Origin of the sequence: Amycolatopsis plumensis, from assembly GCF_042652605.1 — a bacterium.
GTDB classification, from domain to species: domain Bacteria; phylum Actinomycetota; class Actinomycetes; order Mycobacteriales; family Pseudonocardiaceae; genus Amycolatopsis; species Amycolatopsis plumensis.
Genome location: NZ_JBHSJY010000001.1, coordinates 6,979,364 through 7,004,975, shown reverse-complemented (window position 1 = coordinate 7,004,975; position 25,612 = coordinate 6,979,364). Strand labels below are relative to the sequence as shown.

Here is a 25,612-nt window from a genome sequence, read left to right as displayed (position 1 = left end):
TCGGCGGAATCCGGCTCACCCGGATGGCCGACGACGTTCGCCTCAGGCGTGCGCGAGCAGTTTCGCCAGGAGTTCCGGGTTCTCCTTCAGCCCTTCGCGCAGCGTGTGTTCCCGCAGGGGCGTCAGGTCGCCGTACGGCTGGTTCGCCCAGTCCAGCGCGCCCTGCGGCGGCTCGGGGTCGTACTCGATGGCGAACTGGATGTTCGTGGCGACCTGGCGTCCGGCCAGCCGTTCCGCCAGGTGCAGGGCCAGGTCGATGCCCGCCGAGACCCCCGCGGCGGTGATCACCGGGCCGTCCTCGACCCACCGGTGGGCGACCGGGGTCGCGCCGAGCCCGGTGAGCAGGTCGCGGAACATCCAGTGCGTGGTCGCCTGCCTGCCCTCGAGCAGCCCGGCCGCGCCGAGGACGAGGGAGCCGGTGCACACCGACGTCACCAGCTCGGCGCTTCCCGCAGCTCGGCGCAGCCATTCGAGGAGGCGTTCGTCGGCCATCGCGCGCAGGGTCGGGACGTTCCCGCCGGGCACCAGCACGGCGAAGGGGGACGGCACCTCGTCGAAGGTGTGGCTCGGGGCGATCCGGAGCGGGGTGTCGGTGCCGACGGCGTCCTTGGTGGCGCCGACGACGACGGTCCGGTACTGCGGGTCCATCTGTTCGAGCGCGCTCAGCACCTGGAGCGGGCCGACGAGATCCAGCGGCGTCAGGCCGGGGTAGACGACGAAGGCGATGGTCTTGCGGTCATCGGTCATGCCGTTCACGGTGGCGTTCGCGCGGATCGCGGGCGGCGCGGATGTCCGAATTCCTGCGAACCACGTCCGAGCGCCGGTCCGGCTGCTAGCGTTCGATCATGCCAGGCTCACCCAGACGGGTCACGATCGTCGGTTACGCCGACGCCGAGCTGCTGGACATCGCCTGCCCCGCCGACGTGTTCGACGCCGCGAACCGGCTCGGCGCGCGGCCGCCGTACGAGCTGCAGCTGGCGTCGGTCGACGGCCGCGGCATCACCACCGGCTCCGGGCTGACCCTGCAGCCGCACCTGCGGCTCGACCAGGTCGCCGGCGACCTCGACACGCTGGTCGTCGCGGGCGGCTGGGGCAGCACGGCCGCGGCGGCCGACGAACGCGTCCTGGCCCACGTCCGGCGGCTCGCCCGCACCAGCCGTCGCGTGGCGTCGGTGTGCACGGGCGCGGAGGTGCTCGCGGCGGCGGGCTTGCTCAACGGCCGCCGCGCGACGACGCACTGGCGGTACGCCGCGCGCCTGGCCCGGGACTACCCGTCGGTGACGGTCGACCCGGTGCCGCTGTACGTCCGCCACGGCAACGTCTACACGGCGGCGGGCGTGACGAGCGGCCTGGACCTGACGCTGTCGCTGGTGGAGGCCGACCACGGCCCGTCGCTGGCCCGCGAGGCGGCCCGGATGCTCGTCACGTACCTGCAGCGGCCCGGGAACCAGGCGCAGGTGAGCCTGTTCCTGGCCGGACCGCCGCCGGAGCACCGCGAAGTCCGCGACCTCACCGCGTACATCGCCGAGCACCTCGACGCCGACCTCGGCACCCCGGCCCTGGCCGCCCGCGCGGGGATCAGCGCCCGCCAGCTGACCCGCCTGTTCGACGCCCACCTGGGCACCACCCCGGGCCGCTACGTCCGCACGATCCGCACGGAGCACGCGGCCCGCCTGCTGTCCGGAACGGACCTCCCGCTGGCCACGATCGCCCGCCGCTGCGGCTTCGGCTCGACGGAAACGCTGCGCCAGGCTTTCCTCGACCACTTCGACACCCCGCCGTCCGCCTACCGCCGGGTCCACCTCCGCCAGTCCCCCGCCTGATGCCCCGCCAATCACGCGAGATGCCCCTCGAATCACGTGAGATACGCGCTCAATCACGCGAGATGCGCCTCTGATCACGGGGCTTTCGCCGTGCCGGACCGGACGACACGCGTGCTCGGCGGGACGGCACGGCGCATCGGGACGAACCGGGCCGTCGGCGGCCCCTCGCGCCGGGTGCGGAATCCCGCTGTCAGGATGTGCGGGTGGACCGCCCCGACCTCGACGACGACGCCACCGGCCCGATTCGCCGGATCACGGACGAGGTGTCCTCTTCCCCGGCCCGCGGCGCGTCCGGAACGCCGGGAACGCCCCGGAAACCCGCCCGCCGCACGCCGCCCGAGGGCACCCGCCGGGCGGCCGAGCCCGCCCGCCGCCGGACCGACGCGGGTCCGTACCGGGCCGCCCACACCGGATCGCTGCCGGTCCCGGCCGAGAACGGGCGCGCCGAGCCGCGGCGCCGCCGTGGGGACACCGGACCACAGCCGGTTTCCGCCGACAGCGACCGCGCGGCCGCCCGCCGGGGCGAGACCGGGCCACAGCCGGTCCCCGGTAGCGACCAACCCGCTTCACCCCGCCGCCGCGGCGACACCGGACCACAACGAGCCGCCGCGGCCGGTCCCCGCCGCCCGCGCAAAGCGCCCGAAGTCCCCGAAGCGCCGGCCGGACACGGGCACGGCCATGGCCATGGGCACGGCCCCGCCGCCCCCGCGTCCCGGCGGGTCAAGCTGCTCCTGATCTGGCTGCTCGCCCCGCTGGCCCTCGCCACCGTCGTCGGCATGGTCGTCCTCTACCCCTGGGGCAAGGCCTCCCCCACCAGCGTCGTCCCGCAGGGCACCCCGGTGCACGCCGACATCCGCTCCACCGCCACCGGCCCCTGCCTCGCCCAGGGCCAGGTCCAGGTGGGCGACCAGACGGACCCGAACGCGAAACCGTGCCTGACCGTCGAGCTCACCATGACCGACGGCCCGGCCGAAGGGAAGCCGCTGCGGCTGACCGTCCCCATCGAACCCAGCACCCCGCGCTTCGCCGCCGGGGACGCCGTCGTCCTCGCCTACAACAACGGGAACCCCGGCGATCCCGCCAGTTTCCAGCTGGTCGACTTCCAGCGCGGCACGCCGCTGCTCGTGCTGGCCGCCCTCTTCGCCGTCGCCGTGCTCGTGCTCGGCCGGTGGCAGGGCGTCGCCGCGCTCGTCGCGCTCGGGCTCTCCTTCGTCGTCATCGCGGTGTTCATCCTCCCGGCCATCCTCGCCGGGGAAAATCCGCTGGTCGTGGCCATCGCGGGGGCCGGTGCGATCATGTTCATCGCGCTCTACCTGACCCACGGCCTCTCGGCGCGAACCTCCGCCGCGGTGCTCGGCACGCTCGTCAGTCTCGCGCTCATCGGCGTGCTGTCCGCGATCTTCTCCGCCGCCGCCTCGCTCACCGGGCTCGACGACAGCACGTCGACCCTGATCGGGTCGCTCGGCCACGGCATCGACGCGCGCGGGCTGCTGCTCGCCGGTGTCGTGATCGGGGCGCTCGGCGTGCTCGACGACGTCACCGTCACCCAGACCAGCGCCGTCTGGGAACTGCGCCGCGCCAACCCGGACCTGACCTGGCGCGAGCTCTACAACTCCGGCCTGCGGATCGGCCGCGACCACGTCGGCTCCGCGGTCAACACGCTCGTGATGGCCTACGCCGGGGCCGCGCTGCCGGTGCTGCTGTACTCGTCGATCTCCGGCGTCGGGCTCGGCGCGCTGCTCGGCAGCGAGGACATCGCGCAGGAGATCATCCGGACCCTCGCCGGCAGCGTCGGCATCGTCGCGGCCGTCCCGGTGACCACCGTCCTGGCCGCGCTGATCGCCTCCCGCGAGCCCGCGGGCCACCTCGTCACGGAAAAACTCAGTCCAGCGTCGCCACGAACCGGCTGACGGCTTCCATCGTGAAGCGCTGCACGTACTTGCCCGACGGCGCCACCGACGCCAGCCGGTAGAGCGGGCGCTCCGCCACGCCGGAGCCGCGGGCCTCCGCCTTCAGCTCGGCGACCAGCAGCTCGCCGAACACGAGCCCGTTCGCCTCGGTGTTGTTCATCAGCGCGTTCGCGAGCTTCCGCAGCGGCACGATGCCCAGTTCGCGGCCGCCGGTTCCGGAGAACACCGCGAGGTCCACCTTCGCCACCTTGCCGCGTTGGCCGGCGTTGACCAGCAGGCTCACCGTGCGGCTGCCGCGAACGTCGCCGACGACGAGGTCGAGCCGGGTCGCGGTCGTCAAGTCGACTCGGCGCAGCCCCCAGGTGCGCACGAGCAGCGTCGAACCCTCCAGCCAGACGCGGCGGCGGATGCTGACCGCCATCACGTACAGCAGCGGCAGGGCGATCACCAGCGCGACGACCAGGCCGGTCACCGTGCCGCCGATCAGCCCGGCGATCCCGCCGAAGGCCGCGGCGACGATCACCACGCCGATCAGGCCCGAGATCCCGCGGCGACGGCGGCCGCGCGGGTCCTCCTCGAACAGTGCGATGCGCTCGGTCACCGTCACACCCCCGTCCCGGCGAGGAACGGGTTGCCCGCGCGTTCCCGGCCGATCGTCGTCGCCGGGCCGTGGCCCGGCAGCACCACCGTGTCGTCCGGGAACGCCGTCAGCAGGTCCCGCAGCGCCGCCGTCACGTCTCCGCGGCCGACCGACCCGGCGAACAGCGTGTCGCCGGTCAAGGCCAGCCGGCCGCCCTCGGGCGTCTCCAGGGCCAGCACCACCGATCCCGGGGTGTGGCCCGGCACCGGCCGGACGTCGACGTCCAGGCCGGCGAACACGCCGGACTCCAACGGCACGCTGTCGCCCTCGTACAGCGGCGCGTCGGCCGGGTGCAGGTGCAGCGGGACGCCGTGTTCGGCCGACAGCGCGGCCGCCGAGGCGACGTGGTCCGGGTGCCCGTGGGTGGCCAGCAGGGCCGCCGGGACCAGCCCGTGCTCGTCGAGCGCGGCGGCCAGCGGCGCGGCCACCTCCTGCCCCGGGTCCACGACCACGCACGGCCCGCCGGCGGCCGCCGCCAGCAGGTAGCAGTTGGCCTGCAGCGGGCCGCTGCCGAACCCGACGACGAGCACCGAACGCCTCCCCGGACTTCCGCGCCGGATGGCGCCGATCACGATCGGGTTGAGACTAGCGGGCCCTGTACATGGTCCTCACAGGCTGTGCCCATACACTGCCGCTACCTCAAACGTGTGAGACGAGCGGAAACCTGGAGGGTACGGGGTGGCGACCAACCAGCAGCGCCGCGAAGCTGCGAAGCGCAAGCTCGAGCGGCAGCTCGAGCGCCGATTGGAGCAGCAGAAGCGACGCCGGATGATCGGGGCTGGTGTGGTCGGCGTGGCCGTCCTCGTCGTCGCCGGTGTCGTGGTGTGGATCGTGAGCGCGAACAGCGGCGACAGCACGGACACCGCGGCGTCGTCCTCGGCCGCCCCGCCGCCGACCGAGATCCAGATCCCGACGCAGCGCACCGCGCTGCCGAAGCGGGCGACGCCGCTGCCCAATCCGACGACGTGCGACTTCAAGGCCGACGCGACGGGCAAGGCGCCGAAGAAGGTGAACCCGCCGGACGGCAAGAACGTCCCGTCGACCGGCACGGTGCACGTGACGCTCAAGAGCACCGCGGGCGACATCCCGCTGACCCTCGACCGCGCGCTCGCCCCCTGCGCGGTGCAGAGCTTCGTCAGCCTGGCCAAGCAGAACTTCTACGACGGCACCATGTGCCACCGGCTCGGCACCGAGGGCCTGCAGATGCTGCAGTGCGGTGACCCGGCGGCCACCGGCGACCCGACCCAGGACGGTCAGGGTGGCCCGGGCTACACGATGCCGGACGAGGCGTTCCCGGAGATCAAGTACGGCCGCGGCATCCTCGCGATGGCGAAGACGCAGGCCCCGAACTCCGGCGGCAGCCAGTTCTTCATGGTCTACGGCAACGCCGACGGCCTCCCGGCGGACTACTCGGTGTTCGGCAGCATCAGCGACGAGGGCCTCAAGGTGCTCGACGCGGTCGCGAAGGCCGGCATCGCGAACCCGAACCCGCAGGACGGCACCGGAGCGCCGACCAAGCAGGTGAAGTTCACGGGCGTCACCGTCGAATAGTTCCAGTGCCGCCCCGCTTCGAGCTGAACGGGGATCCGCTCGGCCCGGACGCCGCACTCGCGGGAATGGTCTCCTACGGCCACTTCACCGCGATGCAGGTCCGGGACGGGCGGGTCCGCGGGCTCGCGTTCCACCTCGAGCGGCTCGCCCGGAGCACCCGGCTGCTGTTCGGCACCGAACTGGACGTCGAGCGCGTGCGGTCCTACGTCCGGCAGGCGATCGACGGCGATGCCGCGCTCTCGGTCCGGGTCGTCGTGCTCACCCGCTCGTTCGACGAGCCGATGACCCCGGAAATCCTGGTCCGGACCGGCCCGCCGCACGACCCCGATCCGGCGCCGCTGCGCCGGCGGACCGTGCGCTACCAACGCGATCTGCCGCAGGTGAAGCACCTCGGCACGTTCGGCCTGATCCACGAAACCCGGCAGGCCCGCTTGGCGGGCTTCGACGACGCGCTGTTCGTCGACCACGAAGGCCGGATCAGCGAAGCGTCGATCTGGAACGTGGCGTTCCTCGACGGCGACACGGTCGTGTGGCCGGAAGCCGCGGTGCTGCCCGGGATCACCATGCTGCTGCAGCAGGAAGCCTTGCCCCGGCTCGGCGTCCCCCAGGAAACGCGCGAAGTCCGCCCCGCCGACCTGCGCGGCTTCGACGCGATGGTCCTGACGAACTCCGAGACGCCCGGGCTCGCGGTCGCGTCCGTCGACGACGTCGTGCTGCCGGCGGCCGATCGCGCGGTGCGGCTGTTCGGCGCGGCGTACGAGACCGTGCCGTGGGACAAGATCTGAACCGCGTCCGCACCCGCCCCGTGTAGGAGGCAACACCGGAGACCCACCGGGTCGCCGGGGAGAGGTGCCGACGATGGTCGAAAACCGGGTTCCCGCGGTCCGCCGCGTCCTCGGGCGGGCCGGTCAGGCCGGCTGCGCCGGTGTCCTCTTCGCCGTGCTCGCCGGCGGTCCCGCGCTCGCGCAGGCCGATCCGCCGCCACCGGTCAAGTACTTCATCGTGCCGCACGCGGACAATCCCGAGGACATCACGCTGTTCAAGATCGCCGAACGCGCCCTCGGCGACGGGCACCGCTTCCCCGAGATCTTCCGGCTCAACCAGGGCCGGCCGCGGCCGGACGGCACGCCGTTCACCGATCCCGCGGCGATCGAGCCCGGTCAGGTGCTCCAGCTGCCCGAAGACGCCGCCCCGCAGCCGGGCGTGGAGTTCGGCCCGCTGCCGGCAGCGCCACCCGTCACCCCGGCGGCACAGTCCCCGCGCGCGGCACCGCCCGTTCCGGCCGCCGAGACGTCCGGTGTCGGCGTCGGGCTGGCTTCGGCCGTCAGCGGCACCGGCGGCCTGCTGACCGGCCTGCTCGCCGGGCTCTGGTGGCGGCGCCGCCCGCAGCTGCTTCCCCCGGCCCCGTTCGAACCGCCCGCGCAGGAGGAAGAGGACTTCGGTTCCGGTTCGGTCAGCGGCACCCTGCCGCTCCCGATCGTCGTTCCCGAGCCGCGTCCCGACGTAGTGTTCCGCCCGGAGCCGAAGACCACCGAACTCGCGATCATCGTGCTCGACACGGCCGAAACGCAGGTGATCGCCGCCGTCCGGCCCGGCTCGCGGTTCCACTTCCGGATCGGCCCGGAGCCGGACTTCGCGGACTCCTCCACCGTGCTGGTGGTCGACGGCGACGGCGACCGGCCGTGACCCCGGGGCGTACCGTTGGGGTCACCCTGCGCTGAACGGATCAACCGGCGCCGGAACACTGGCCATCGAGCCGCCGGGCCCGCGATAGTCGTCTCATGACCTGGGATCCGTTCGGCACCCTCGGAAAGACGCTGTGGATCGGCGGCGCTCCGTGGACCGGGAAGTCCACCGTCGCGCGGCTGCTGGCCGAGCGGCACGGCCTGACGACCTACCACCACGACGACCGAGTCCGGCCCGGCAACCCGCTGCCGGACGACCTGCCGGCCGGCGACCAGCTGACCGCGATGATGGCCGAGTTCGGGAACCGCTTCCGCTGCGCCGTCGACGACCTGCGCGCGCTGACCTCGCCCCGGCCGATCGTCGCCGAGGGCCGGGGGCTGCGGCCCGAGCTCGTCGCCCCGCTCGTGGACTCCCCCGGCCGCATGGTGGTGCTGGTGCCGACCGAGCTGTTCCGCCAGCACCAGCTGAGGCACCGGCCGCTCGGACCCGCGATCCCGCAGCAGCGCACCCGGCTGACGCGCGACCGGATGCTCGCGGCGCACGCCGTGCGGGCCGCGCGGGACCTCGGCATCCGGGTGATCGAGATCGACGGCAAGCTCGACCCCGACGGCGTCACCGACGTCGTCGCCGAGCACTTCCACGCCTACCTGGACTTCGAAGTCAGCGGAAGGTGAACCGCGGCGGGCGCCGCTCGAGGAACGCGGCGACGCCTTCGGCGTAGTCCTCGCCGTGCAGGGCTTCCGAGCGGATCTCCTCGACCTCGGCGTCCGGGGTCTCCTGGCCGGCGACGATCTTTTCGATGATCCGGTTCATCCCGCGGATCGACGCCTGCGAGCGCGAGCACAGCGTTTCGGCGAAACCCAGCGTCGAGGCTTCGAGGTCGCCGACCGGGAAGACGTCGTTGAGCAGGCCGATTTCCCGGGCGCGCGCGGCGGTGATGAGCTCACCGGACAGCAGGAAGAACTTGGCGTGCGCGGGGCCGACGAGCGAGACGAGCTGGCGCGTCGAGTCGAAGTGGTAGACGATCCCGAGCTTCGCCGGGGTGATGCCGAACCGCGCGCCTTCGGCGGCGAACCGGAAGTCGCAGGCGACCGAGATCTGGCAGCCGCCGCCGATGCAGTTGCCCTGGATCATCGCGATCGACGGCTTGCGCATCGCGGTGAGGGCGGCGACCGCGCCTTCGACGGCCTTGTCGTAGCTCGCCGCGCCTTCCGCCGTGGTGCGCAGCTCCCCGAACTCGCTGATGTCGGCGCCGGCGGAGAAGTGCTTGCCGGCTCCGGCGATCACCAGGGCCTTGAGCGCGGGGGCGGCCTCCACCTCGGCGACGACGTCCGGGATCGCCGCCCACATGCCGTAGGTGATGGCGTTCATCTTCTCCGGCCGGGTCAGGGTCAGGCGGGCGATTTCGCCTTCGCGCGTCAGGTCGAATCCGTCGGTCATGCCTCGCACGATAACGCTCGCCCTCAGCGAAACCGGCGGTGTGTGACGCGGTCGGGTGGCTAGGTTGGGGCCATGGCGGCGATCGAGGCGCACTGGGCGACCGCCGGGTGTGGGACGCGCAGTTCACCGCGCTCGCCGCCACCCACCGGGTGATCCGCTACGACCGCCGCGGGTTCGGGGAAACCCGCGGCGAGACCGGCGAACACGCGCACTACGAGGACCTGCCTGCCCTGCTCGATGCCCGGGGGATCGAGCAGGCCGCGCTGGTCGGTGCGTCGTTGGGCGGGGCGTGCCGCTGGACGCCGCCCTCGCCGCGCCGGAGCGGATCACCCGGCTGGTGCTGCTCGGTTCGGGCCTGACCGGGCAGCCCCGGCCGGACCACATGCCGGCGGACGTCCGGACCATGGCGGAGGCCACCATCCGGTACCTGGTGACGCGGGTTGCGGGAAACGTGCGAGCAGGTGTACCGCCACGACCGGACCGCTCCACAGTGGACGGAACGGATCCCGGACACCCGACACCGGCCAAGTTCCGCTAGCCGAAGATCTTCTGCACCTGGTCGGAGATCTTGGCGACCAGCTCGGAGAACTGCACCACCCCGCCGAGCAGTCCCTTGACCTTCTCCCAGCGGCTGCGCACCACCGCCGGCTCGGCGGAGTCGCCCGCGCGCAGGTCGGCCGCCAGGTCGGTGAGCGTGTCCTCCAGCACCTCCTGCTTCGCGAGGTCCTGGCCGCGCACCTCGGTCGTCAGCCGGTCGACCAGCTGGAGCAACGACGAGACCGCCGCTTCGGCGCCGCCGGCTTCGATCCCCGTCTGGGTGATCCGGCCGGAGTTGTCGCCGCCGATGCTGACCTTGTTGGTGATGCGGTGTCCCATCAGGCCTCCGTCCTGGTCCGCCTGCCGGGACCGGCCGGCGGGCGTGGGCGCGGGCGCGCGCCGCGCAGCCCGGTCTGGGTGATCGGGCCGCTGTTGTCGCCGGCGATGGTGATGTCGTTGTTGATCACGACCGCCGCCTGCTCCTCGAACTTCGCCGTCGAGAACCCGGCGTCGTCCAAGAGCTTGCCGATCGCCGGGAGCAGCCGGCTTTCGAGGATCTTTTCGTACCGTTCGATGTCGACGAGCTGGAAGTAGTCGGTGAACAGGTTGACCGACCCGAGTTCGCGGAGGGTCTGCGCGACGCCGTAGCGGTCGGGATCCAGGACGCCGGGCTCGCGCTTCGGCTGCCGGATCCACGAGGCGAGGTTCAGGATCCGGCCCGGCAGGCTCGCCGGCATCTCCAGCCACGCCTGCAGGCCCTGGCCCAGCGGGCGCAGCGAGTCCGGGCGCATCTTGTCCACCACGCGGTACTCGGCCCGGATCGGCGGCAGCATGAACGGTGTCCACTCGACGTACAGCGTCGTGTCGTCCACGGCGACGTGCAGGAACGTCGTGAGGACCAGCTCGCGGTCCCAGGTCTCCACCTGGAAGTACAGGTAGTAGCGCGCCCATTCCTTCGGTTCGGTGCGGAGCCGGGCGACGGCGGCCGGGCTCAGCCGGGTGTGCGGTGGGTAGGCGACGTCCGGCAGGTAGGTCGCGGCGTCCGGTTCCCCCAGGTGGTCGACGAGCGCGGCGGCCGGGGTGAAGACCGCTTCGGTCACGGTCAGCGCGCCGAGCCGGTTGTCGGGCGTGAGCGCGTTCGCGTGGCGCAGGTTCGCGATCGCCTCGCGGATGCCGTCGTACAGCGCCTCGGTGGTCAGCTGCGGCCGTCCTTCGCCGTCTTCGACCCGCTCCAGGGGAATCGCCATGGACCAGGCGTCACGCCGGAACCCGGCGCCCACGAACGGGTTGTACCCGCGGTAGACCACCAACGGTGCCCCCGGCGGCTCGGCCGGCTCCTCGCCACCCCGGTAGCGGGCCAGCTGCCCGCGGAAGTCCTCGGTGAACAGCCCGATGAGGCTGCCGCCGCCGTCGGCGGGCCGGCCGAACCGCCGGAACCGCGCCGTCACCAGGTTCCACAGCGACCAGCGCTCGATGGTCACCACCACGCACACGACCACCGCGAGCACGATGCCGATGACGGCCCGCGCGGTCTCGCCACCGGACGAGTCGTCGTATTCGACGTCGGCGTGGTAGCGCGAAGAGGAGTACCGGCTCCCGGAGTCGAACAGCTCGTCCGAATAGGACAGCAGCAGCCAGGCGATGACGATCGCGGCGGCGAGCAGGATCATCGCCTTCGGGTTGACCGGCTTCTCCCGCGCGGACGCCTTCCGGCCCAGCCGCACGCCGGCGAGCACCAGCGACACCACGATCCAGGCGTAGAGCAACGGGTTGTCCCACGTCAGCGCGATGACGACGGCCATGAGCGCGACCAGCAGCCCGTCGTAGTTCTTGCGGCGCGCCCGGGCCCGCACCGCCTCCGTCAGCACGACACCCGCGTCGAGCCCGTTCGACGGCGGGACCGGCCGGGTGGGCTCGACGAGGAACTCGGTGATCGCCCGTTTGCCGTAGGCGGGATCGAGGTAGGACGCCGCGCACAGGTACCGCGTGGTGTCGTCGGCCATTCGCCCCCCTTTTGTCAGGCTGACTCCCCGGCAAGTTGCGGACCGTATCATGCGGCCGAGCGCCGCGGGACGGTAATTCCGGCGGTGATACCGGGCCGTTTTGCGACAGTTTTCCGGCGCCGCGCCGGAATCGTCAGGACATCAGCTTCGCGGTCAATTCCCCACGGCTGCGGACATCCACCTTGCCGAACACCGACTTGAGGTGGTCCTGCACCGTGTGCGCCGAGATCCCCAGCCGCGCAGCGATGTCCGTTGTGGACAGTCCGGCCAGCACCTCGCGGCAGACGTCGCGTTCCCGCGCGGTCAGGCCGTACGCGGCGAGCAACACGCCGAGGAGTTCGGCGCCCGACGCGCGGTCGACGGTCACCACCGTCTCGCCGTCGTCGTCCCCGGCCACCAGCCGCGCGGCGTGCAGCACGATCCACCCGCCGCGGGCGTCGCGGACGCGAGCGCGGAAGGTCCCCGTGGCCGCCGCGCGGGCGCCGGTCACCACCGCGCGCACCAGGACGGCGAACCGGCCCGGGGCGATCTCGTCGAGTTCGGCGCGCCACGCCGCGGCCGCGGCGGTGGCCGTCCGCGGCCTGCCGTCCGGGCCGACCACCACGATCGCCGGCTCCGCCCGCTCCCCCGCGGCGCGGGTGCGGGCGGCCACCCGCGTCGCCGCGGCCAGCGTGGGCGCGACCGACGTCAGGAATTCGACCTCGCGATCGCTGAACTCGCCGGTGCGCACCAGGCCGGCCGCGCCCCACGACGTGCCGTCCACCCGGAACACCGCGCGCAGTTCGTGGCCGAGTCCCAGCGGCCGCCAGACCTCGGTGAGCCGGCCGCTGCGCTCGGCGGCGCGGCGGGGCAGGTCGGACAGCCGCGCCACCGGCACCGGCCGCCGCGCCAGCTCGGCGAAGGTGTGGGGCTGGGCGCCGTCGTACTCGTAGGCCGCCAGCAGCGGCTCGTACTCGCCGGGGATCCGGGCCCGCCCGCTGGTCATCGAGCTGATCACCGCGGTGTCCGGATCGAGCGACGCCCAGCACGTCAGCTCGGCGGGCACCACGCGGTCGACCAGCTCGATGGCGGCGGCGTGCAGTTCGGCGACGCCGAGGCCCGCCTTCGCGAGCGCGGCGACGTCCCGCCGCACCGCCTGCGCCCGGCCGTCCCACATGGACGCAGTATGCGCCGCCACCGCCCGCGGCGGATATCCCACTTTTCCGGGATGGTCCCCCGCGGCCGGCGTTCCTAGCGTCGGCGTCATGACCCACTTCAGTGCCCCGGGCGAGGGCCCGGAACTCGACACCAAGGACGCGCGGATCACCGTCAAGGTCGGCGCGGAGCACACCGGCGGCGCCTACGAGGTGTTCGAGGTCGACGCGCCGCGCGGGCCGTCCGTCCCGCCGCACACCGAGCCCTGGGCGAAGAGCTTCTACGTGCTGCACGGGCGCATCACGGTGTACGTGGACGGCGAACTCCACGACCTCGGCCCCGGCGCGTCGATCAGCATCCCGGCGGGCGCCGCCAACACCTTCACGGTGCACACGCCGTCGGCGCAGTTCCTCGCGGTGTGCCTGACCGGCGGGATGGGCCGGTTCTTCCGAGACGTCGACCGGGCGACGCCGGAGAAGCTCCCGGGAATCGCCGGGCAGCACGGGATCGAGCTCGTGCCGTGAACGCCGTCGCACAGCTCTTCGCCGGGGTGGCGGTGCTGGTGCACCTGCTGGCGTTCACCTGGGAGGTGGTGCTCTTCGAACGGCCGGGCGTGCACGAGGGCATCTTCAAGATCCCGTCGGCGAACCTGCCCGCCACCCGGCTGTGGTCGTTCAACGTCGGCTGCTACAACCTCTTCCTCGCCGCCGGGCCGGTGCTCGGGCTGGTGCTGCTGCACACCGGCCACGTCGACGCCGGGCAGTGGCTGGTCCGCTACGGCTGCGCGTTCATGCTGCTGGCCGGGATCGCCCTCGGCGTGTCGGATGCGCTGGCCCTCAGCCGCCCGCGCGGGGCGGGCCGGGCCGGTGCGCTGGCTCAGGCCGTGCCGTCACTGGGCGCGCTGGTCGCTGGCCTGTTCTGACCCTGCTCGAGCAGCTGCTCGCTCCAGGTCCGGATGGCCGCTTCCTGCTCCGGCGTCAGCCGGTCGAGGACGAGGCGGCGGATGGTGGCACCGTGGGCTCGGACAGCGTTGTCCGCGGTCCGGCGGCCTTCGCCGGTCAGCTCGATCCCGGTGCGCCGGCCGGTGGCGCCGTCCTCGGTGCGGGCCACCAGGCCGCGGTTCTCCATCCGGGTCAGCAGGTGCGCGACGCGGCTCTTCTCCCAGTCGAGCGCGTCGGCGAGCTCGCCGACGCGCATCGGCCCGGTCAGCGCCATCAGCACGCTGAACTCGGCCTTCGAGATGCCGCAGTCGCGCTGCAGCCCGCGGTCGAGTTCCCGGGCGAGCCGCCGCTGGGCGCGCATCCAGGTGTCCCAGAACTCCCACTCCGCCGGCTCCAACATGGGAGTAGCCTACAGAGTTGACACGTCAACTCTGGGAGGACACCGATGAAGACACTGCTGCGCGGCGGCATGGTGGTCAGCATGGATCCGGCGCTCGGGGACCTTCCCCGCGGCGACCTGCTCATCGAGGACGGCCGGATCGCCGCCGTCGCTCCGGAAATCGCGGCCGCCGACGCCGAGATCGTCGACGCGACGGGGAAGATCGTGCTGCCCGGCTTCGTCGACACGCACCGGCACACCTGGCAGACGGCGTTCCGCGGCCTCGGCGCGGATTGGACGTTCGGCCAGTACCGCGTCACCGCGCACGGCACGCTCAAACCGCACTACCGGCCCGAGGACGTCTACCTGGGCAACCTCCTCGGCCGCCTCGAAGCTCTCAACTCCGGTGTCACCACCATGCTCGACTGGTTCCACTGCGCCCGGCACCCGGAGCACGCCGACGCCGCGATCGCCGGGCTGCACGACGCACCCGGCCACTCGATCTTCTGCTACGGCGCCGACGGCCCGGACATCGAGCCGGAAATCCGGCGCGTGCGCAAGCTGCTGCCGGGCGACGACATGGTGCTCGGCCTGCGCGGGCCGGTGATCTCCACCATGGACGAAACGGCCGCGGACGTCGCGCTGGCCCGGGAACTCGGGCTGCCGGTGAGCACCCACGTCCACGGCACCGGTGGCTGGCCGCGGGGCGACCGGCCGATCGCCCAGATGCACGCCCGCGGGCTGCTCGACGACCGCACGACCGTCGTCCACGGCAACGGCCTCTCCGACGACCAGCTGGCGATGCTCGCCGACGCGGGTTCTTCGGTGTCGGTCAGCCCGGACGTCGAGCTGAAGATGGGCTTCGAGCCGCTCATCACCGCCCGCGCGCTGGCCGCCGGGCTGCGGCCGTCGCTGTCGGTCGACAACTGCCTGTCCGCCGGGGGTGACCTGTTCGGCGCCATGCGCACGGCGCTCGCCGCCGACCGCGGCCTGACGACCCGGACCGTCCTCGAGTGCGCCACGGTGAACGGCGCCCGGATCTGCGGGCGCGCCATCGGCAGCCTCGCCCCCGGCAAGGACGCCGACCTCGTCCTGCTGGACGCCGAGGACCTCTCGGTCTTCCCCGTCGGCGACCCGGTCCGCACCGTGGTCAGCGCCGGTCACCCCGGGCTGGTGGACAGCGTCTACGTCGCCGGGAAGCCGGTCAAACGGCACGGGCGCCTGCTCGGTGTCGACTTGCCGCCGTTGCGCGCGCGGGTGCTGGAGTCACGCGCGCGGATCGCCGCGGCCGCCGGTGTCTCCTGAGCTCCTAGGACGCCGACGTCACGCGGTAGACGTCGTAGACGCCCTCCACGCCGCGCACCACCTTGAGGACGTGGCCGAGGTGCTTCGGGTCGCCCATCTCGAACGAGAAGCGGCTGACCGCGACCCGGTCGCGGGACGTGGTCACCGAGGCCGAAAGGATGTTGACCTTCTCGTCGGCCAGCACCTTCGTCACGTCCGACAGGAGGCGGTGCCGGTCGAGCGCCTCGACCTGGATGGCCACCAGGAACACCGAGGACGCCGAGGGCGCCCACTCGACCTCGACCAGCCGCTCGGGCTGGGACTGCAGGTCACCGGCGTTGGTGCAGTCGGTGCGGTGTACCGAGACACCGCCGCCGCGGGTCACGAACCCGAGGATCTCGTCGCCCGGCACCGGGGTGCAGCAGCGGGCGAGCTTCGCCCAGACGTCGCTGGCGCCCTTGACCACCACGCCGACGTCGTTGGAGCCGCGGCGGCGGGTCACCGTGGACGGCGTCGCGCGCTCGGCGAGCTCCTCCTCCGCCGCGTCGACGCCGCCGATCAGCGCCACCAGGCGCTGCACGACGTGCTTCGCGCTCGTGTGGCCCTCGCCGACCGCCGCGTACAGCGACGAGATGTCGGCGTGGCGCAGCTCGGTGGCCACCGCACCCATGGACTCCGCGGAGACCAGCCGCTGGATCGGCAGGCCGACCTTGCGGATCTCCTTGGTGATGGCTTCCTTGCCGCCCTCGATCGCCTCGTCGCGGCGTTCCTTGGCGAACCACTGCCGGATCTTGGCGCGCGCCTTCGGCGAGCCGGCGAACTGCAGCCAGTCGCGCGAGGGCCCGGCGTTCTCCGCCTTCGACGTGAAGATCTCGACGACTTCGCCGTTCTCCAGCTTGCGTTCGAGCGCGACCAGGCGGCCGTTGACGCGGGCACCGATGCAGCGGTGGCCGACCTCGGTGTGCACCGCGTAGGCGAAGTCGACCGGCGTCGAGTCGACCGGCAGCGTGATGACGTCGCCCTTGGGCGTGAACACGAAGATCTCGCGCGCGGCCAGCTCGTAGCGCAGCGACTCGAGGAAGTCGCCCGGGTCCGCCGCTTCCCGCTGCCAGTCGAGGAGCTGGCGCATCCACGCCATCTCGTCGACGTCCATGGCGTTGCCGGTGTGCGTGCCCTTGGTTTCCTTGTAGCGCCAGTGCGCGGCGATGCCGTACTCGGCCGTGCGGTGCATCTCGTAGGTGCGGATCTGCACCTCGAGCGGCTTGCCGTCCGGGCCGATCACCGTCGTGTGCAGCGACTGGTAGACACCGAAGCGCGGCTGGGCGATGTAGTCCTTGAAGCGGCCGGGCACCGGCTGCCACAGCGCGTGCACGACACCCATGGCGGCGTAGCAGTCGCGGACGTCCTCGACCAGGATCCGGACGCCGACCAGGTCGTGGATGTCGTCCAGGTCGCGGCCGCGGACGATCATCTTCTGGTGGATCGAGTAGTAGTGCTTCGGACGGCCCTCGACCTTCGCGGTGATCCGCGACGAGACGAGGTTGCTGGTCAGGTCCGTGATGACCGAGCGCAGGTAGATGTCACGCGAGGGGGCACGGTCGGCGACCAGGCGGACGATCTCGTCGTACTTCTTGGGCTGCAGGATGGCGAAGGCGAGGTCTTCCAGCTCCCACTTGACCGTGGCCATGCCGAGCCGGTGGGCCAGCGGCGCGAGCACTTCGAGGGTCTCGCGGGCCTTGCGGGCCTGCTTCTCCGGCGGCAGGAAGCGCATGGTGCGCATGTTGTGCAGCCGGTCGGCGAGCTTGATGACCAGCACCCGGGGGTCCTTGGCCATCGCGATGACCATCTTGCGGATGGTCTCGGCCTCCGCGGACGAGCCGAGCTGCACCTTGTCCAGCTTCGTGACGCCGTCGACGAGCTCGGCGACCTTCTCGCCGAAGTCGGCCTTCAGGCTCTCGACGGCGTACCCCGTGTCCTCCACCGTGTCGTGGAGCAGGGCGGCGACCAGCGTGGTCGTGTCCATGCCCAGCTCGGCGAGGATGGTGGCGACGGCCAGCGGGTGGGTGATGTACGGGTCGCCGGACTTGCGCCGCTGGTTGCGGTGCAGTTCCTCGGCGACGTCGTAGGCGCGCTGGAGTAGCCCGAGATCGGCGTTGGGGTGGAGCTCGCGGTGGATGACGGCCAGCGGTTCGAGGACCTGCTTGACCGGGGCGGCGCGCTGCGCGGTGATCCGCCGGGCCAGGCGCGCCCGGACCCGCCGGGTCGCGGACGGGTTCGGCGCCGCACCGTTCGGCTTCGGTGGCGCGGGCGATGCCGCCGCCTGCCCGTTCTGCTGGGCGCCCTGCTTCGCGGGCACCGCGGCGTCGAGCTCCTGGCTCACCCGCACCTCCTGCTGCTCGTGCGGCCTTCGGACCACCAGGGTAGCCGCTACGCCTCGCAGCCCTGTCGGGTGCGCCCGTTCAGGGGGATGTGGGCCCCGCCACCAGCCCGTTCTCTGCCGCGGCGGCTCGTGAGTGAGAAACAGTGTTCTAACCCTGTTTCTCACTCACGAGGGTTGCGGCAGACCGGCTAGCAGGTCTGGAGGGCGTGGATCTTGCGGTTGGCCAGGACGCCGCGGCCGCCGAGGGCGGCCAGTTCGAGGACCACCGAGACGCTGTCGACGACGGCGCCCGCGTCCTCCAGGAGCTTGCCGGTGGCCGCGACCGTGCCGCCGGTGGCCAGGACGTCGTCGAGGATCGCGATCCGCTGGCCCGGGCGCACCACGCCGGACGGCAGCTCGACCGTCGCCGTGCCGTACTCCAGTGCGTAGTCGACCCGGCCCGCCACCTGCGGCAGCTTGCCGGGCTTGCGGATCAGCACCACGCCGAGGCCGCGGGCGTACCCCACGGCCGCGGCGAGGAGGAACCCGCGGGCCTCCACGCCGGCGAGCGCCTCGACACCGTCGTCGAGGGTGCCCGCCAGCGCGTCGGTCACCGTTTTGAACGCACCCGCGTCCGCGAAGAGCGGGCTCAGGTCGCGGAACAGCACGCCGGGCTCGGGGAAGTCCGGGACCTCGGCGATCAGGCCGAGGGCGTCGTCGAGCTGCACGTCAGCGCTTCCGCTTCCCGGCCGGGCGCTGCTTCTGGATCCGGGCGGGGACGCTGGACGCGGCCGCGTACGCCTTCTCCTTGCGCAGTTCCTTGGCCAGGGCGTCGTCGTCCGAGGCGTCGAAGTCCTCGCCCGCCGCCTTGCGCTCCTGGCTGGCCCGGCGCTGGCGGACCCGCTCGGCCTGCTGCGCGTACTTCGGGTCGCGCATCTTGAAGTCGACCAGCAGCGGCGTCGCCAGTGCCACCGACGACAGGACGCCGACGAGGGTACCGGTGAGCTGCACCAGCGCCAGGTCCTGCAGCGTGCCCGAGCCGAGCAGCACGTACCCGACGATGAGCAGGCCGAGGATCGGCAGCAGCGCGATGAACGCCGTGTTGAACGACCGCATCAGGGTCTGGTTCAGCGCGAGGTTCGCGGCTTCGCCGTAGGTGCGGCGGGTCAGGCCGAGCAGGCCGCGCGTGTTCTCGCGGACCTTGTCGAACACCACCACCGTGTCGTAGAGCGAGAACCCGAGGATGGTCAGCAGGCCGATGACGGTCGCCGGGGTGACCTCGAAGCCGACCAGCGAGTACACGCCCGCGGTGACGAAGATGTCGTGCAGCAGCGAGATCAGCGCCGCCAGCGCCATCCGCGCGTCGAAGTAGATCGCCAGGAAGATGACCACCGCGACGAGGAACACCGCGAGCGCGATCAGCGCCTTCTGCGAAATCTCGCCACCCCAGGACGCGCTCACCGCGCTGTCGCTGATGGCCTGGACGCTCGGCTGGCCGTTGCTGCCGATCGGGCCGAGGTCGGTGAACAGGCCCTGCTTGACCTTCGCCACGTCGGCCGCGTTCAGCGTGTCGGTGCGGATCTGGATGGTCGCCGCGTTGCCGGTGCCGACCTTCTGCGCCTCCGTGGCCGGGCGGCCGTACGCCTTCTGGAACGACTCCTTCGCCTGCTCCTCGGTGATCACGCCGTGCGTGCCGTTGGCCGGCATCTGGATCTGCGTGCCGCCCTCGAACTCGATGCCGAGGTTGAAGCCGCGGATGATCATCGACAGGAGGCACACCAGCACCAGCGCGCCGAAGAAGATGTACCAGCGCTTGCGCTTGCCGACGACGTCGAACGCGCCCGTGCCGACGTAGAGCCGGTGGAAGACGCTTTCCTTCTTGCCGGGCTTCGCCGCCACCTTGGCGTTGCCTTCGGCGTCCGTGCCCAGGTCTTCGACCCCCATGTCAGGCCTCCTTCACGTTCGCGCGGCCGACCGCGGTCGACTTCTTACGCTGCGAACCCACTTGCTGCACGGCGCCGAGGCCCAGGTGCCTCGGATTGGACAGGAAACTGTTCTTGGACGTGGACACCATGGCCACCAGCGGGTGCGTCACGAGGTACACGACGACCAGGTCGAGCACCGTGGACATACCGAGGGTGAAGGCGAAGCCCTGCACGTCGCCGACCGCGATGACGTACAGGATCGCCGCGGCCAGGAAGCTCACCGCGTCCGAGGCCAGGATGGTGCGCCGGGCGCGGACCCAGCCGCGCGGCACCGCGGACCGGAACGTCCGGCCCTCCCGGATTTCGTCCTTGAGCCGTTCGAAGTAGATGACGAACGAGTCCGCCGTGATCCCGATGGCGATGATCAGGCCGGCGATGCCCGCGAGGTCCAGCGTGTAGCCGATCCAGCGGCCGAGCAGCACCAGCACGGCGAACACCAGCGCGCCGGACAGGGCCAGCGACAGGATGGTCAGCACGCCGAGCAGCCGGTAGTAGAACAGGCAGTAGATGAACACGATCAGCAGGCCGATGCCGCCGGCGATCAGGCCGGCCTCCAGCGAAGCCAGGCCGAGGGTCGCCGACACCGTGGTCGCGTCCGAGGACGCGAACGACAGCGGCAGCGAGCCGTACTTGAGGATGTCCGAGAGGTCCTTCGCCTCGGCCTGCGTGAACTTGCCGGTGATCTGGGTGTTGCCGTCGAGGATGGCCACCTGGATGTTCGGCGCGGACACGACCTGCGTGTCGAGGACGAACGCCGCCTGCTGGTTGACGTTCTTCGAGGTGAAGTCGGCCCAGATCTTGGTGCCCTCGCTCTTGAAGCTGAGGTTCACCACCCACTGGCCGTTCTGCGTGTTGTAGCTGGAGTTCGCGTCGGCGATCTCGGTGCCGGGGAGGAACTCCGGCTCCAGCAGGTATTTGTACGTGTCGTGGTCACCGCAGGCAACCAGCGGCAGCTTCGGGTCGTCGTTGCCCTCGAGGGGGTCCTTGGCGTTCGGCGCGCAGGTGAGCGACGCCATCGCCTTCGAGACGAGGTCCTGGTTCGGCTGGCCGTCGGCGCCGATCAGCTGCGGGTTCTGCCGGAGGGCCTTGGCGGCCTGGATCTCCTTCGCGGTCTCCGCGTCGACGGAGCCGTCCGAAGGTGCCGGGGCCGGGGCCGGGCTCGACGACGGCGGCGGGGTGCTGCTGCTCGGCGCGGCCGGCGTGCTGCTCTGCTGCGGGGCGAGGGCACCCGCGGCACCGCCGCCACCGGCGGCCGGGGACGACGGCGGCGCGCTCGACGCGGTGGGCGGCGCGGAGCTGCTCGGGGCGCCGGAACTCGGCGTGCCGGAGGCCGGGGCGCCGGTGGCCGGCGGCGGGGTGTTCGTCTGCGGCGGCACCACCGGCTGGGTGGCGCTCGAGACGACCTTCCGGAAGCCCAGCTTCGCGGTCTTGCCCAGGTTCTTCGCCTGGTCGCCCTGCTCGCCCGGGACCGTGATGACGACGTTGTTGCCGTCGAGGAGGACCTCGGTGCCGCTGACGCCGATCCCGTTGACGCGCCGTTCGATGATCTGGCGCGCCTGGTTCAGGGACTCGCGGGTCGGCTGGCCGCCGTCGGGGGTGCGGGCGGTGAGCGTGACCCGGGTGCCGCCCTGCAGGTCGATGCCCAGCTTCGGGGTCGGCTTGTGGTTGCCGGTGAGGAACACCAGCGCGTACAAGACGATCACGATCAGGGCGAACAGGGCGAGATAGCGTCCCGGGCGGAGATGCCCGGCTGAAGCTGCCACGGTGCTTCGGTCTCCTCGGACGGGGTGGACCCCCACGTTGCGGTGCCCGCCCGGAGGGTTACCGGGAGGGACTGTGTGCATTCACCGATCGTGTGCGATTCACTCCCGGGCACGGGTATGACGGCGGACACGCACGCAGCACCGAGACACTACTCGGTGCTGCGTGAGCCCGGCGTGCGAGGCCACACCGACTTTCGTCGGTATTCCCCGCCCCTGCCCCGGAGGGCCGCGGAAGACTACTTCTTGCCGTGCTCCAGCGGCGGCGCCACCTGGGCGGTGGTCTGCGGCTCGTCGGCCTTGACGGCGGTCGCCTCGACGGCCTTCGGCTCCTCGACGGTCTCCTCGACCTCGTCGACCGAGTCCTCCTCGGTCTCGACGACCGGCTCGACCTTCTCGCGGACCGCCAGCCGCAGCCACGTGGTGACGACGCCGGGCGCGATCTCGATGTCGATCGTGGTGTCGCCGGAAGCGTCGGCGACGGTGCCGTAGAGACCCGAAGTGGTCATCACGCGGTCACCGGGCGCCAGGCTGCTCTGCAGTTCCTGCTGCGCGGCCTGCTGCTTCTTCTGCTTCCGCGTGCTCATCACCAGCGGCACGGCGAGGACGAGCACCAGCAGCAGGGGCAGCAATAGACTTTGCATGATTCTCCGTTCGACGGACACCGGGCCCAGCCGAAATGTCCGGTTCTTGGGTATGTGCTCCGGTCAAGTGTGCCAGGTACCAGCGCGGACGCCGACACCCACCCGCCGGTTCGGGCCGCTCAGTCCTGGTCGAACAGCGACGGCCCGCCCTGGTCGGGGCGCCCCGGGAGGTCCGCGGGCGGCACCATGCCGAGGTGTTCCCACGCGGACGCGGTCGCGACGCGGCCGCGCGGGGTGCGGGCGAGCATACCGGCGCGCACGAGGTAGGGCTCGCACACCTCTTCGACGGTGGTCGCCTCCTCCCCCACGGCCACCGCCAGCGTCGAGATGCCCACCGGCCCACCACCGAACGACCTGGTCAGCGCGGTGAGCACGGCCCGGTCGAGGCGGTCGAGCCCCAGCTCGTCGACGTCGTAGACGGCCAGCGCGGCGCGCGCGACTTCGCGGGTCACCTTGCCGTCGGCGCGGACCTCGGCGTAGTCGCGGACGCGCCGCAGCAGCCGGTTCGCGATCCGGGGCGTGCCCCGCGAGCGGCCGGCGATCTCGGCGCAGCCGTCGCGGTCGATCGGGATGTCGAGGATGGTCGCGGCCCGGCGGACGACCAGCTCCAGCTCGGCGTCGGTGTAGAACTCCATCTGGCCGGTGAAGCCGAACCGGTCGCGCAGCGGGCCGGTCAGCGAGCCGGACCGGGTGGTCGCGCCGACCAGCGTGAACGGGGCGATCTCCAGGGGGATGCTGGTGGCGCCCGGGCCCTTGCCGACGACGACGTCGACCCGGAAGTCCTCCATCGCCAGGTAGAGCATCTCCTCGGCCGGGCGGGCGATCCGGTGGATTTCGTCGATGAACAGGACGTCGCCGGGGGCGAGGTTGGACAGCATCGCGGCGAGGTCGCCGGCCCGTTCCAGGGCCGGGCCGGAGGTGATCCGGATGGCCGCGCCGAGCTCGGCGGCGACGATCATCGCCATCGACGTCTTGCCCAGCCCGGGCGGGCCGGACAGCAGGACGTGGTCGGGCGGCACGCCGCGGCGGCGCGCGCTCTCCAGCACCAGCTCCAGCTGCTCGCGCACGCGGGGCTGGCCGACGAACTCGTCCAGCTTGCGGGGCCGCAGGGTGCCTTCGACGTCGCGGTCGCCGGTCTGGGCCCACGCCGACAGGGCTTCTTCCTCGTCCACCGCTTCATACTCCACGGCGCGGCCTACCGCTTCCGGCCGAGGGTGGCCAGCGCGGCGCGCAGCACGCTGGAGGTGGTGTGGCCGTCACCGTCGGCGAGGACCTTGTCCACGGCCTGCTCGGCCTGCTTCGCCGGGAAACCGAGCCCGGCCAGTGCTTCGACGACCTCGGCCCGGAGCGCGCCGGGGGCGGTGACGGCCGGGGCGTCGCCCGCGCCGCCGAGCGCGGTGACCTTGTCGCGCAGTTCGAGGGTGAGCCGTTCGGCGCCCTTGCGGCCGATGCCGGGCACCGAGGTGAGCACGGTGATGTTGCCTTCGACCAGCGCGGCCCGCAGCTTGTCCGGGTCGAGCACGGCGAGGGTGGCCAGCGCCAGCCGCGGCCCGATGCCGGACACCGTCTGCAGCAGCCCGAACAGCTCGCGCGCGTCGGCGTCGGCGAACCCGAACAACGTCAGCGAGTCCTCGCGGACGACGAGCGCGGTGTGCAGCCGGGCCTCCTCGCCGCGGCGCAAGGTCGCGAGGGTGGCCGGGGTGGCCTGCACGGCGAAGCCGACCCCGCCGACCTCGACCACGACGTGGTCGAGACCGACCGACAGGACTTCTCCGCGTACCGACGAGATCATCGTGCTGCTCCAGGGTGCTTGGCTTGTTTCGCGGCCGCGGCGAGCCGGGCCTTGTGCGTGCGGGCCATTTCGGCCGCGCGAGCCTCGGCTTCGGCGAGCCGGGCCCGCATCGGTTCCCGCCAGAGGTGGCAGATGGCCAGGGCGAGGGCGTCCGCGGCGTCGGCGGGCTTCGGCGCGACTTCGAGGTTGAGCAGGCGCATCACCATGGCGGTGACCTGGGCCTTGTCGGCGCGGCCGGAGCCGCTGACGGCGGCCTTGACCTCGCTCGGGGTGTGGAACACGACGGGCAGCCCCCGGCGGGCGGCGGCGAGCGCGACCACGCCGCCGGCCTGCGCGGTCCCCATGGCGGTGCGGACGTTGTGCTGGGCGAAGACGCGCTCGACCGCGACCGCGGCCGGCTTGTACTTGTCCATCCACCGCTCGACCTCGTCGGAGATGCCGAGCAGGCGGTGGGCCAGGTCGGCGTCCGCCGGCGTCCGCACGACGTCGACGGCGACGCAGCGGACGGCCCGGCCCTTGCCGCCGTCGACCACCCCGAGGCCGCACCTGGTCAGACCGGGGTCGACCCCGAGCACGCGCACCCGCATTCCTTCCCGCCGCGAACACCAGTTCGAGGTTGCAGGCTACTGGGCGCGTCTGCGGCAGGATGGAGGACATGCCGGAGCCAGCGGATTTCGTCACCCACCTGGGCCTTCAACCCCTGCCGGTCGAAGGCGGGCAGTGGGCGCAGAGCTGGCGCTCGGCCGACGGGTCGGCGATCTACTACCTGCTCGTCGCGCCCGAACACTCCGCGCCGCACCGCCTCGACCGGGTCGAGGTCTACGCGCACCACGCGGGCGCGCCGGCGCAGATGCTGCTGCTGCACCCGGACGGCTCGGTCGAGCGGCCGGTGCTGGGCACCGACGTCGCCGCCGGGCAGCGCCCGCAGGTCGTCGTGCCCGCCGGGACGTGGCAGGCCACCGTCACCGGTGGCGCGTGGAGCCTGCTGGGCACCGTCGTCGTGCCGCCCTACACCGACGACTGCGTCGAGTTCGCGCCCGCCGCGGAACTGGCCCGGCGGTATCCGGAAGCGGCCGCCGACCTGCGGAAGTTCTAGGGACCGTCGACGCCGGGGGTCCAGCTTTCCGGGTCGCCGCTGCCGGTCAGCACCGGCTGCCACCGGGCGAAGCCCTCGGGCGCGTCCGGGTGCCAGGGGAACTTGCCCTCCGGTGTCGCGACGATCAGCTGCAGCGCCGGGAAGTCGCCGTCCGGGTAGATGAGGAACGCGGTGCCGAAGTACTCGGGGTAGTGCCCCTTGTGAACGCGCTCGAGAACCACCGGGACGCCTTCGAAGAAGTCGTCGTAGCGCTTGCCGACCTCGAAGATCTCGCCGTTGGCGGCGCGGTCGACGTAGGCGTCGAGCAGCACCTGGCCCATCTGGCCGGGCAGCCCGACCACGACCGCCTCCGGCACGTTGTGCAGCGCCCACGCGCAGGCGGTGAAGCAGTAGCCGGCCCCTTCGTCGTCGGCGGCGACGTTGATGACGGCGTTGCCGCGTTCCTTCGCCTGCCCCTCGATCCATTCGATGAGGCGCAGTTCTTCCGCGGACAGTTCGGCGGTGATGTCGGCGGCAGCGGCGGGGGTCGTCGAGGTCACGGCGCACATTGTGCCCGACGGCCCGCCTTCAGCCCAGTGCCCGGACCGGAAAAGTTTCCGGCCCGGGCATGAGAGCGTTGCGGCGCAAGGGAAAACGGCGCAAGGGAAA

29 protein-coding genes are annotated in these 25,612 nt (G+C 72.2%); 12 read left to right on the top strand and 17 right to left on the bottom strand.

Annotated features, from left to right (window positions below; translation table 11 throughout):
• Nucleotides 1-42: 42 nt before the first annotated feature.
• The gene (locus tag ACFPLC_RS34030) at nt 43-747 is read right to left on the bottom strand and encodes a DJ-1/PfpI family protein (protein WP_378191299.1); all 705 of its coding nucleotides are present in this window, start codon (nt 745-747) and stop codon (nt 43-45) included.
• A gap of 98 nt (nt 748-845) precedes the next feature.
• On the opposite strand from ACFPLC_RS34030, the gene ACFPLC_RS34025 reads away from it, so the two are divergent.
• The gene (locus ACFPLC_RS34025; RefSeq protein WP_378191301.1) at nt 846-1,823 is read left to right on the top strand and encodes a GlxA family transcriptional regulator; all 978 of its coding nucleotides are present in this window, start codon (nt 846-848) and stop codon (nt 1,821-1,823) included.
• A 203-nt stretch (nt 1,824-2,026) separates the two neighbouring features.
• Nucleotides 2,027-3,733 carry a YibE/F family protein gene (locus ACFPLC_RS34020; RefSeq protein WP_378191303.1) on the top strand — a complete coding sequence of 569 codons (1,707 nt, stop codon included), beginning with the start codon at nt 2,027-2,029 and terminating at the stop codon, nt 3,731-3,733.
• On the opposite strand, the gene ACFPLC_RS34015 is transcribed toward ACFPLC_RS34020, so the two are convergent.
• Together ACFPLC_RS34015 and ACFPLC_RS34010 are read right to left on the bottom strand one after the other, a co-directional pair.
• Nucleotides 3,705-4,334: a hypothetical protein gene (locus tag ACFPLC_RS34015; protein WP_378191305.1), complete on the bottom strand. Its 630-nt coding sequence runs from the start codon at nt 4,332-4,334 to the stop codon at nt 3,705-3,707. The genes ACFPLC_RS34020 and ACFPLC_RS34015 overlap by 29 nt on opposite strands.
• A 2-nt stretch (nt 4,335-4,336) precedes the next feature.
• Nucleotides 4,337-4,903: an MBL fold metallo-hydrolase gene (locus ACFPLC_RS34010; RefSeq protein ID WP_378236290.1), complete on the bottom strand. Its 567-nt coding sequence runs from the start codon at nt 4,901-4,903 to the stop codon at nt 4,337-4,339.
• A gap of 148 nt (nt 4,904-5,051) precedes the next feature.
• Between ACFPLC_RS34010 and ACFPLC_RS34005 the strand changes: the two genes are divergently transcribed.
• The 4 genes from ACFPLC_RS34005 (at nt 5,052) to ACFPLC_RS33990 (ending at nt 8,284) form a co-directional block, all read left to right on the top strand.
• Nucleotides 5,052-5,924, top strand: a complete 873-nt coding sequence (locus ACFPLC_RS34005; RefSeq protein ID WP_378191309.1) for a peptidylprolyl isomerase — start codon at nt 5,052-5,054, stop codon at nt 5,922-5,924.
• A gap of 5 nt (nt 5,925-5,929) precedes the next feature.
• Nucleotides 5,930-6,709, top strand: coding sequence for an aminotransferase class IV family protein (locus ACFPLC_RS34000; RefSeq protein WP_378191311.1), 780 nt, complete (start codon nt 5,930-5,932; stop codon nt 6,707-6,709).
• Nucleotides 6,710-6,782: 73 nt separating this feature from the next.
• Nucleotides 6,783-7,610 carry a LysM peptidoglycan-binding domain-containing protein gene (locus tag ACFPLC_RS33995; protein WP_378191313.1) on the top strand — a complete coding sequence of 276 codons (828 nt, stop codon included), beginning with the start codon at nt 6,783-6,785 and terminating at the stop codon, nt 7,608-7,610.
• A 95-nt stretch (nt 7,611-7,705) separates the two neighbouring features.
• Nucleotides 7,706-8,284 carry a hypothetical protein gene (locus ACFPLC_RS33990; protein ID WP_378191315.1) on the top strand — a complete coding sequence of 193 codons (579 nt, stop codon included), beginning with the start codon at nt 7,706-7,708 and terminating at the stop codon, nt 8,282-8,284.
• On the opposite strand, the gene ACFPLC_RS33985 is transcribed toward ACFPLC_RS33990, so the two are convergent.
• Entirely contained in the window at nt 8,271-9,050 is a 780-nt protein-coding gene (locus ACFPLC_RS33985; protein WP_378191317.1) for an enoyl-CoA hydratase/isomerase family protein, read from the bottom strand. The two genes, ACFPLC_RS33990 and ACFPLC_RS33985, sit on opposite strands and share 14 nt — an antisense overlap.
• Nucleotides 9,051-9,088: 38 nt before the next feature.
• Between ACFPLC_RS33985 and ACFPLC_RS33980 the strand changes: the two genes are divergently transcribed.
• Together ACFPLC_RS33980 and ACFPLC_RS33975 are read left to right on the top strand one after the other, a co-directional pair.
• Nucleotides 9,089-9,409, top strand: a complete 321-nt coding sequence (locus ACFPLC_RS33980; RefSeq protein WP_378191319.1) for an alpha/beta fold hydrolase — start codon at nt 9,089-9,091, stop codon at nt 9,407-9,409.
• Nucleotides 9,340-9,588 (top strand): hypothetical protein, encoded by a 249-nt coding sequence (locus ACFPLC_RS33975; RefSeq protein ID WP_378236019.1) that lies wholly within the window; start codon nt 9,340-9,342, stop codon nt 9,586-9,588. Before ACFPLC_RS33980 ends, ACFPLC_RS33975 begins: the two co-directional genes overlap by 70 nt.
• Here the strand turns inward: ACFPLC_RS33975 and ACFPLC_RS33970 are convergent.
• From ACFPLC_RS33970 to ACFPLC_RS33960, 3 genes are all read right to left on the bottom strand, one after another.
• Nucleotides 9,585-9,926, bottom strand: a complete 342-nt coding sequence (locus ACFPLC_RS33970) for a hypothetical protein (protein ID WP_378191321.1) — start codon at nt 9,924-9,926, stop codon at nt 9,585-9,587. The genes ACFPLC_RS33975 and ACFPLC_RS33970 overlap by 4 nt on opposite strands.
• Nucleotides 9,926-11,590: a hypothetical protein gene (locus tag ACFPLC_RS33965; protein ID WP_378191323.1), complete on the bottom strand. Its 1,665-nt coding sequence runs from the start codon at nt 11,588-11,590 to the stop codon at nt 9,926-9,928. Before ACFPLC_RS33965 ends, ACFPLC_RS33970 begins: the two co-directional genes overlap by 1 nt.
• 133 nt (nt 11,591-11,723) lie before the next feature.
• Complete coding sequence (locus ACFPLC_RS33960) at nt 11,724-12,746, bottom strand: helix-turn-helix transcriptional regulator (protein ID WP_378191325.1); 1,023 nt, start codon at nt 12,744-12,746, stop codon at nt 11,724-11,726.
• A gap of 88 nt (nt 12,747-12,834) precedes the next feature.
• On the opposite strand from ACFPLC_RS33960, the gene ACFPLC_RS33955 reads away from it, so the two are divergent.
• Together ACFPLC_RS33955 and ACFPLC_RS33950 are read left to right on the top strand one after the other, a co-directional pair.
• Entirely contained in the window at nt 12,835-13,248 is a 414-nt protein-coding gene (locus ACFPLC_RS33955) for a cupin domain-containing protein (RefSeq protein ID WP_378191328.1), read from the top strand.
• Nucleotides 13,245-13,646: a DUF1304 domain-containing protein gene (locus ACFPLC_RS33950; RefSeq protein ID WP_378191330.1), complete on the top strand. Its 402-nt coding sequence runs from the start codon at nt 13,245-13,247 to the stop codon at nt 13,644-13,646. The genes ACFPLC_RS33955 and ACFPLC_RS33950 overlap by 4 nt, the downstream gene beginning before the upstream one ends.
• Here the strand turns inward: ACFPLC_RS33950 and ACFPLC_RS33945 are convergent.
• Complete coding sequence (locus tag ACFPLC_RS33945; RefSeq protein WP_378191332.1) at nt 13,601-14,065, bottom strand: MarR family winged helix-turn-helix transcriptional regulator; 465 nt, start codon at nt 14,063-14,065, stop codon at nt 13,601-13,603. The genes ACFPLC_RS33950 and ACFPLC_RS33945 overlap by 46 nt on opposite strands.
• A gap of 45 nt (nt 14,066-14,110) precedes the next feature.
• On the opposite strand from ACFPLC_RS33945, the gene ACFPLC_RS33940 reads away from it, so the two are divergent.
• The gene (locus ACFPLC_RS33940; protein WP_378191334.1) at nt 14,111-15,349 is read left to right on the top strand and encodes an amidohydrolase family protein; all 1,239 of its coding nucleotides are present in this window, start codon (nt 14,111-14,113) and stop codon (nt 15,347-15,349) included.
• Nucleotides 15,350-15,353: 4 nt separating this feature from the next.
• On the opposite strand, the gene ACFPLC_RS33935 is transcribed toward ACFPLC_RS33940, so the two are convergent.
• From ACFPLC_RS33935 to ruvC, 8 genes are all read right to left on the bottom strand, one after another.
• A complete protein-coding gene (locus ACFPLC_RS33935) occupies nt 15,354-17,708 on the bottom strand; it encodes a RelA/SpoT family protein (RefSeq protein ID WP_191317262.1) in 2,355 nt (784 codons plus the stop codon).
• 188 nt (nt 17,709-17,896) lie between these two features.
• On the bottom strand, nt 17,897-18,415 hold the full coding sequence (locus ACFPLC_RS33930; protein WP_378191336.1) for an adenine phosphoribosyltransferase: 519 nt from the start codon (nt 18,413-18,415) through the stop codon (nt 17,897-17,899).
• A 1-nt stretch (nt 18,416) separates the two neighbouring features.
• The gene (secF, locus tag ACFPLC_RS33925) at nt 18,417-19,631 is read right to left on the bottom strand and encodes a protein translocase subunit SecF (RefSeq protein ID WP_378191338.1); all 1,215 of its coding nucleotides are present in this window, start codon (nt 19,629-19,631) and stop codon (nt 18,417-18,419) included.
• A gap of 1 nt (nt 19,632) precedes the next feature.
• Complete coding sequence (gene secD, locus ACFPLC_RS33920) at nt 19,633-21,435, bottom strand: protein translocase subunit SecD (RefSeq protein WP_378191340.1); 1,803 nt, start codon at nt 21,433-21,435, stop codon at nt 19,633-19,635.
• A gap of 236 nt (nt 21,436-21,671) precedes the next feature.
• The gene (yajC, locus tag ACFPLC_RS33915; RefSeq protein ID WP_191306390.1) at nt 21,672-22,076 is read right to left on the bottom strand and encodes a preprotein translocase subunit YajC; all 405 of its coding nucleotides are present in this window, start codon (nt 22,074-22,076) and stop codon (nt 21,672-21,674) included.
• Nucleotides 22,077-22,195: 119 nt separating this feature from the next.
• Nucleotides 22,196-23,263 carry a Holliday junction branch migration DNA helicase RuvB gene (gene ruvB, locus ACFPLC_RS33910; protein WP_191306391.1) on the bottom strand — a complete coding sequence of 356 codons (1,068 nt, stop codon included), beginning with the start codon at nt 23,261-23,263 and terminating at the stop codon, nt 22,196-22,198.
• Between the two features lie 8 nt (nt 23,264-23,271).
• A complete protein-coding gene (gene ruvA, locus ACFPLC_RS33905) occupies nt 23,272-23,868 on the bottom strand; it encodes a Holliday junction branch migration protein RuvA (RefSeq protein ID WP_191306392.1) in 597 nt (198 codons plus the stop codon).
• Nucleotides 23,865-24,449, bottom strand: a complete 585-nt coding sequence (ruvC, locus tag ACFPLC_RS33900) for a crossover junction endodeoxyribonuclease RuvC (RefSeq protein WP_191306785.1) — start codon at nt 24,447-24,449, stop codon at nt 23,865-23,867. The genes ruvA and ruvC overlap by 4 nt, the downstream gene beginning before the upstream one ends.
• Nucleotides 24,450-24,523: 74 nt before the next feature.
• Here ruvC and ACFPLC_RS33895 point away from each other — a divergent pair, with 74 nt between their 5' ends.
• Nucleotides 24,524-24,964, top strand: coding sequence for a cupin domain-containing protein (locus ACFPLC_RS33895; protein WP_378191344.1), 441 nt, complete (start codon nt 24,524-24,526; stop codon nt 24,962-24,964).
• Here the strand turns inward: ACFPLC_RS33895 and ACFPLC_RS33890 are convergent.
• Nucleotides 24,961-25,512, bottom strand: a complete 552-nt coding sequence (locus ACFPLC_RS33890) for a DUF4262 domain-containing protein (protein WP_378191346.1) — start codon at nt 25,510-25,512, stop codon at nt 24,961-24,963. The genes ACFPLC_RS33895 and ACFPLC_RS33890 overlap by 4 nt on opposite strands.
• Nucleotides 25,513-25,612 lie beyond the last annotated feature (100 nt).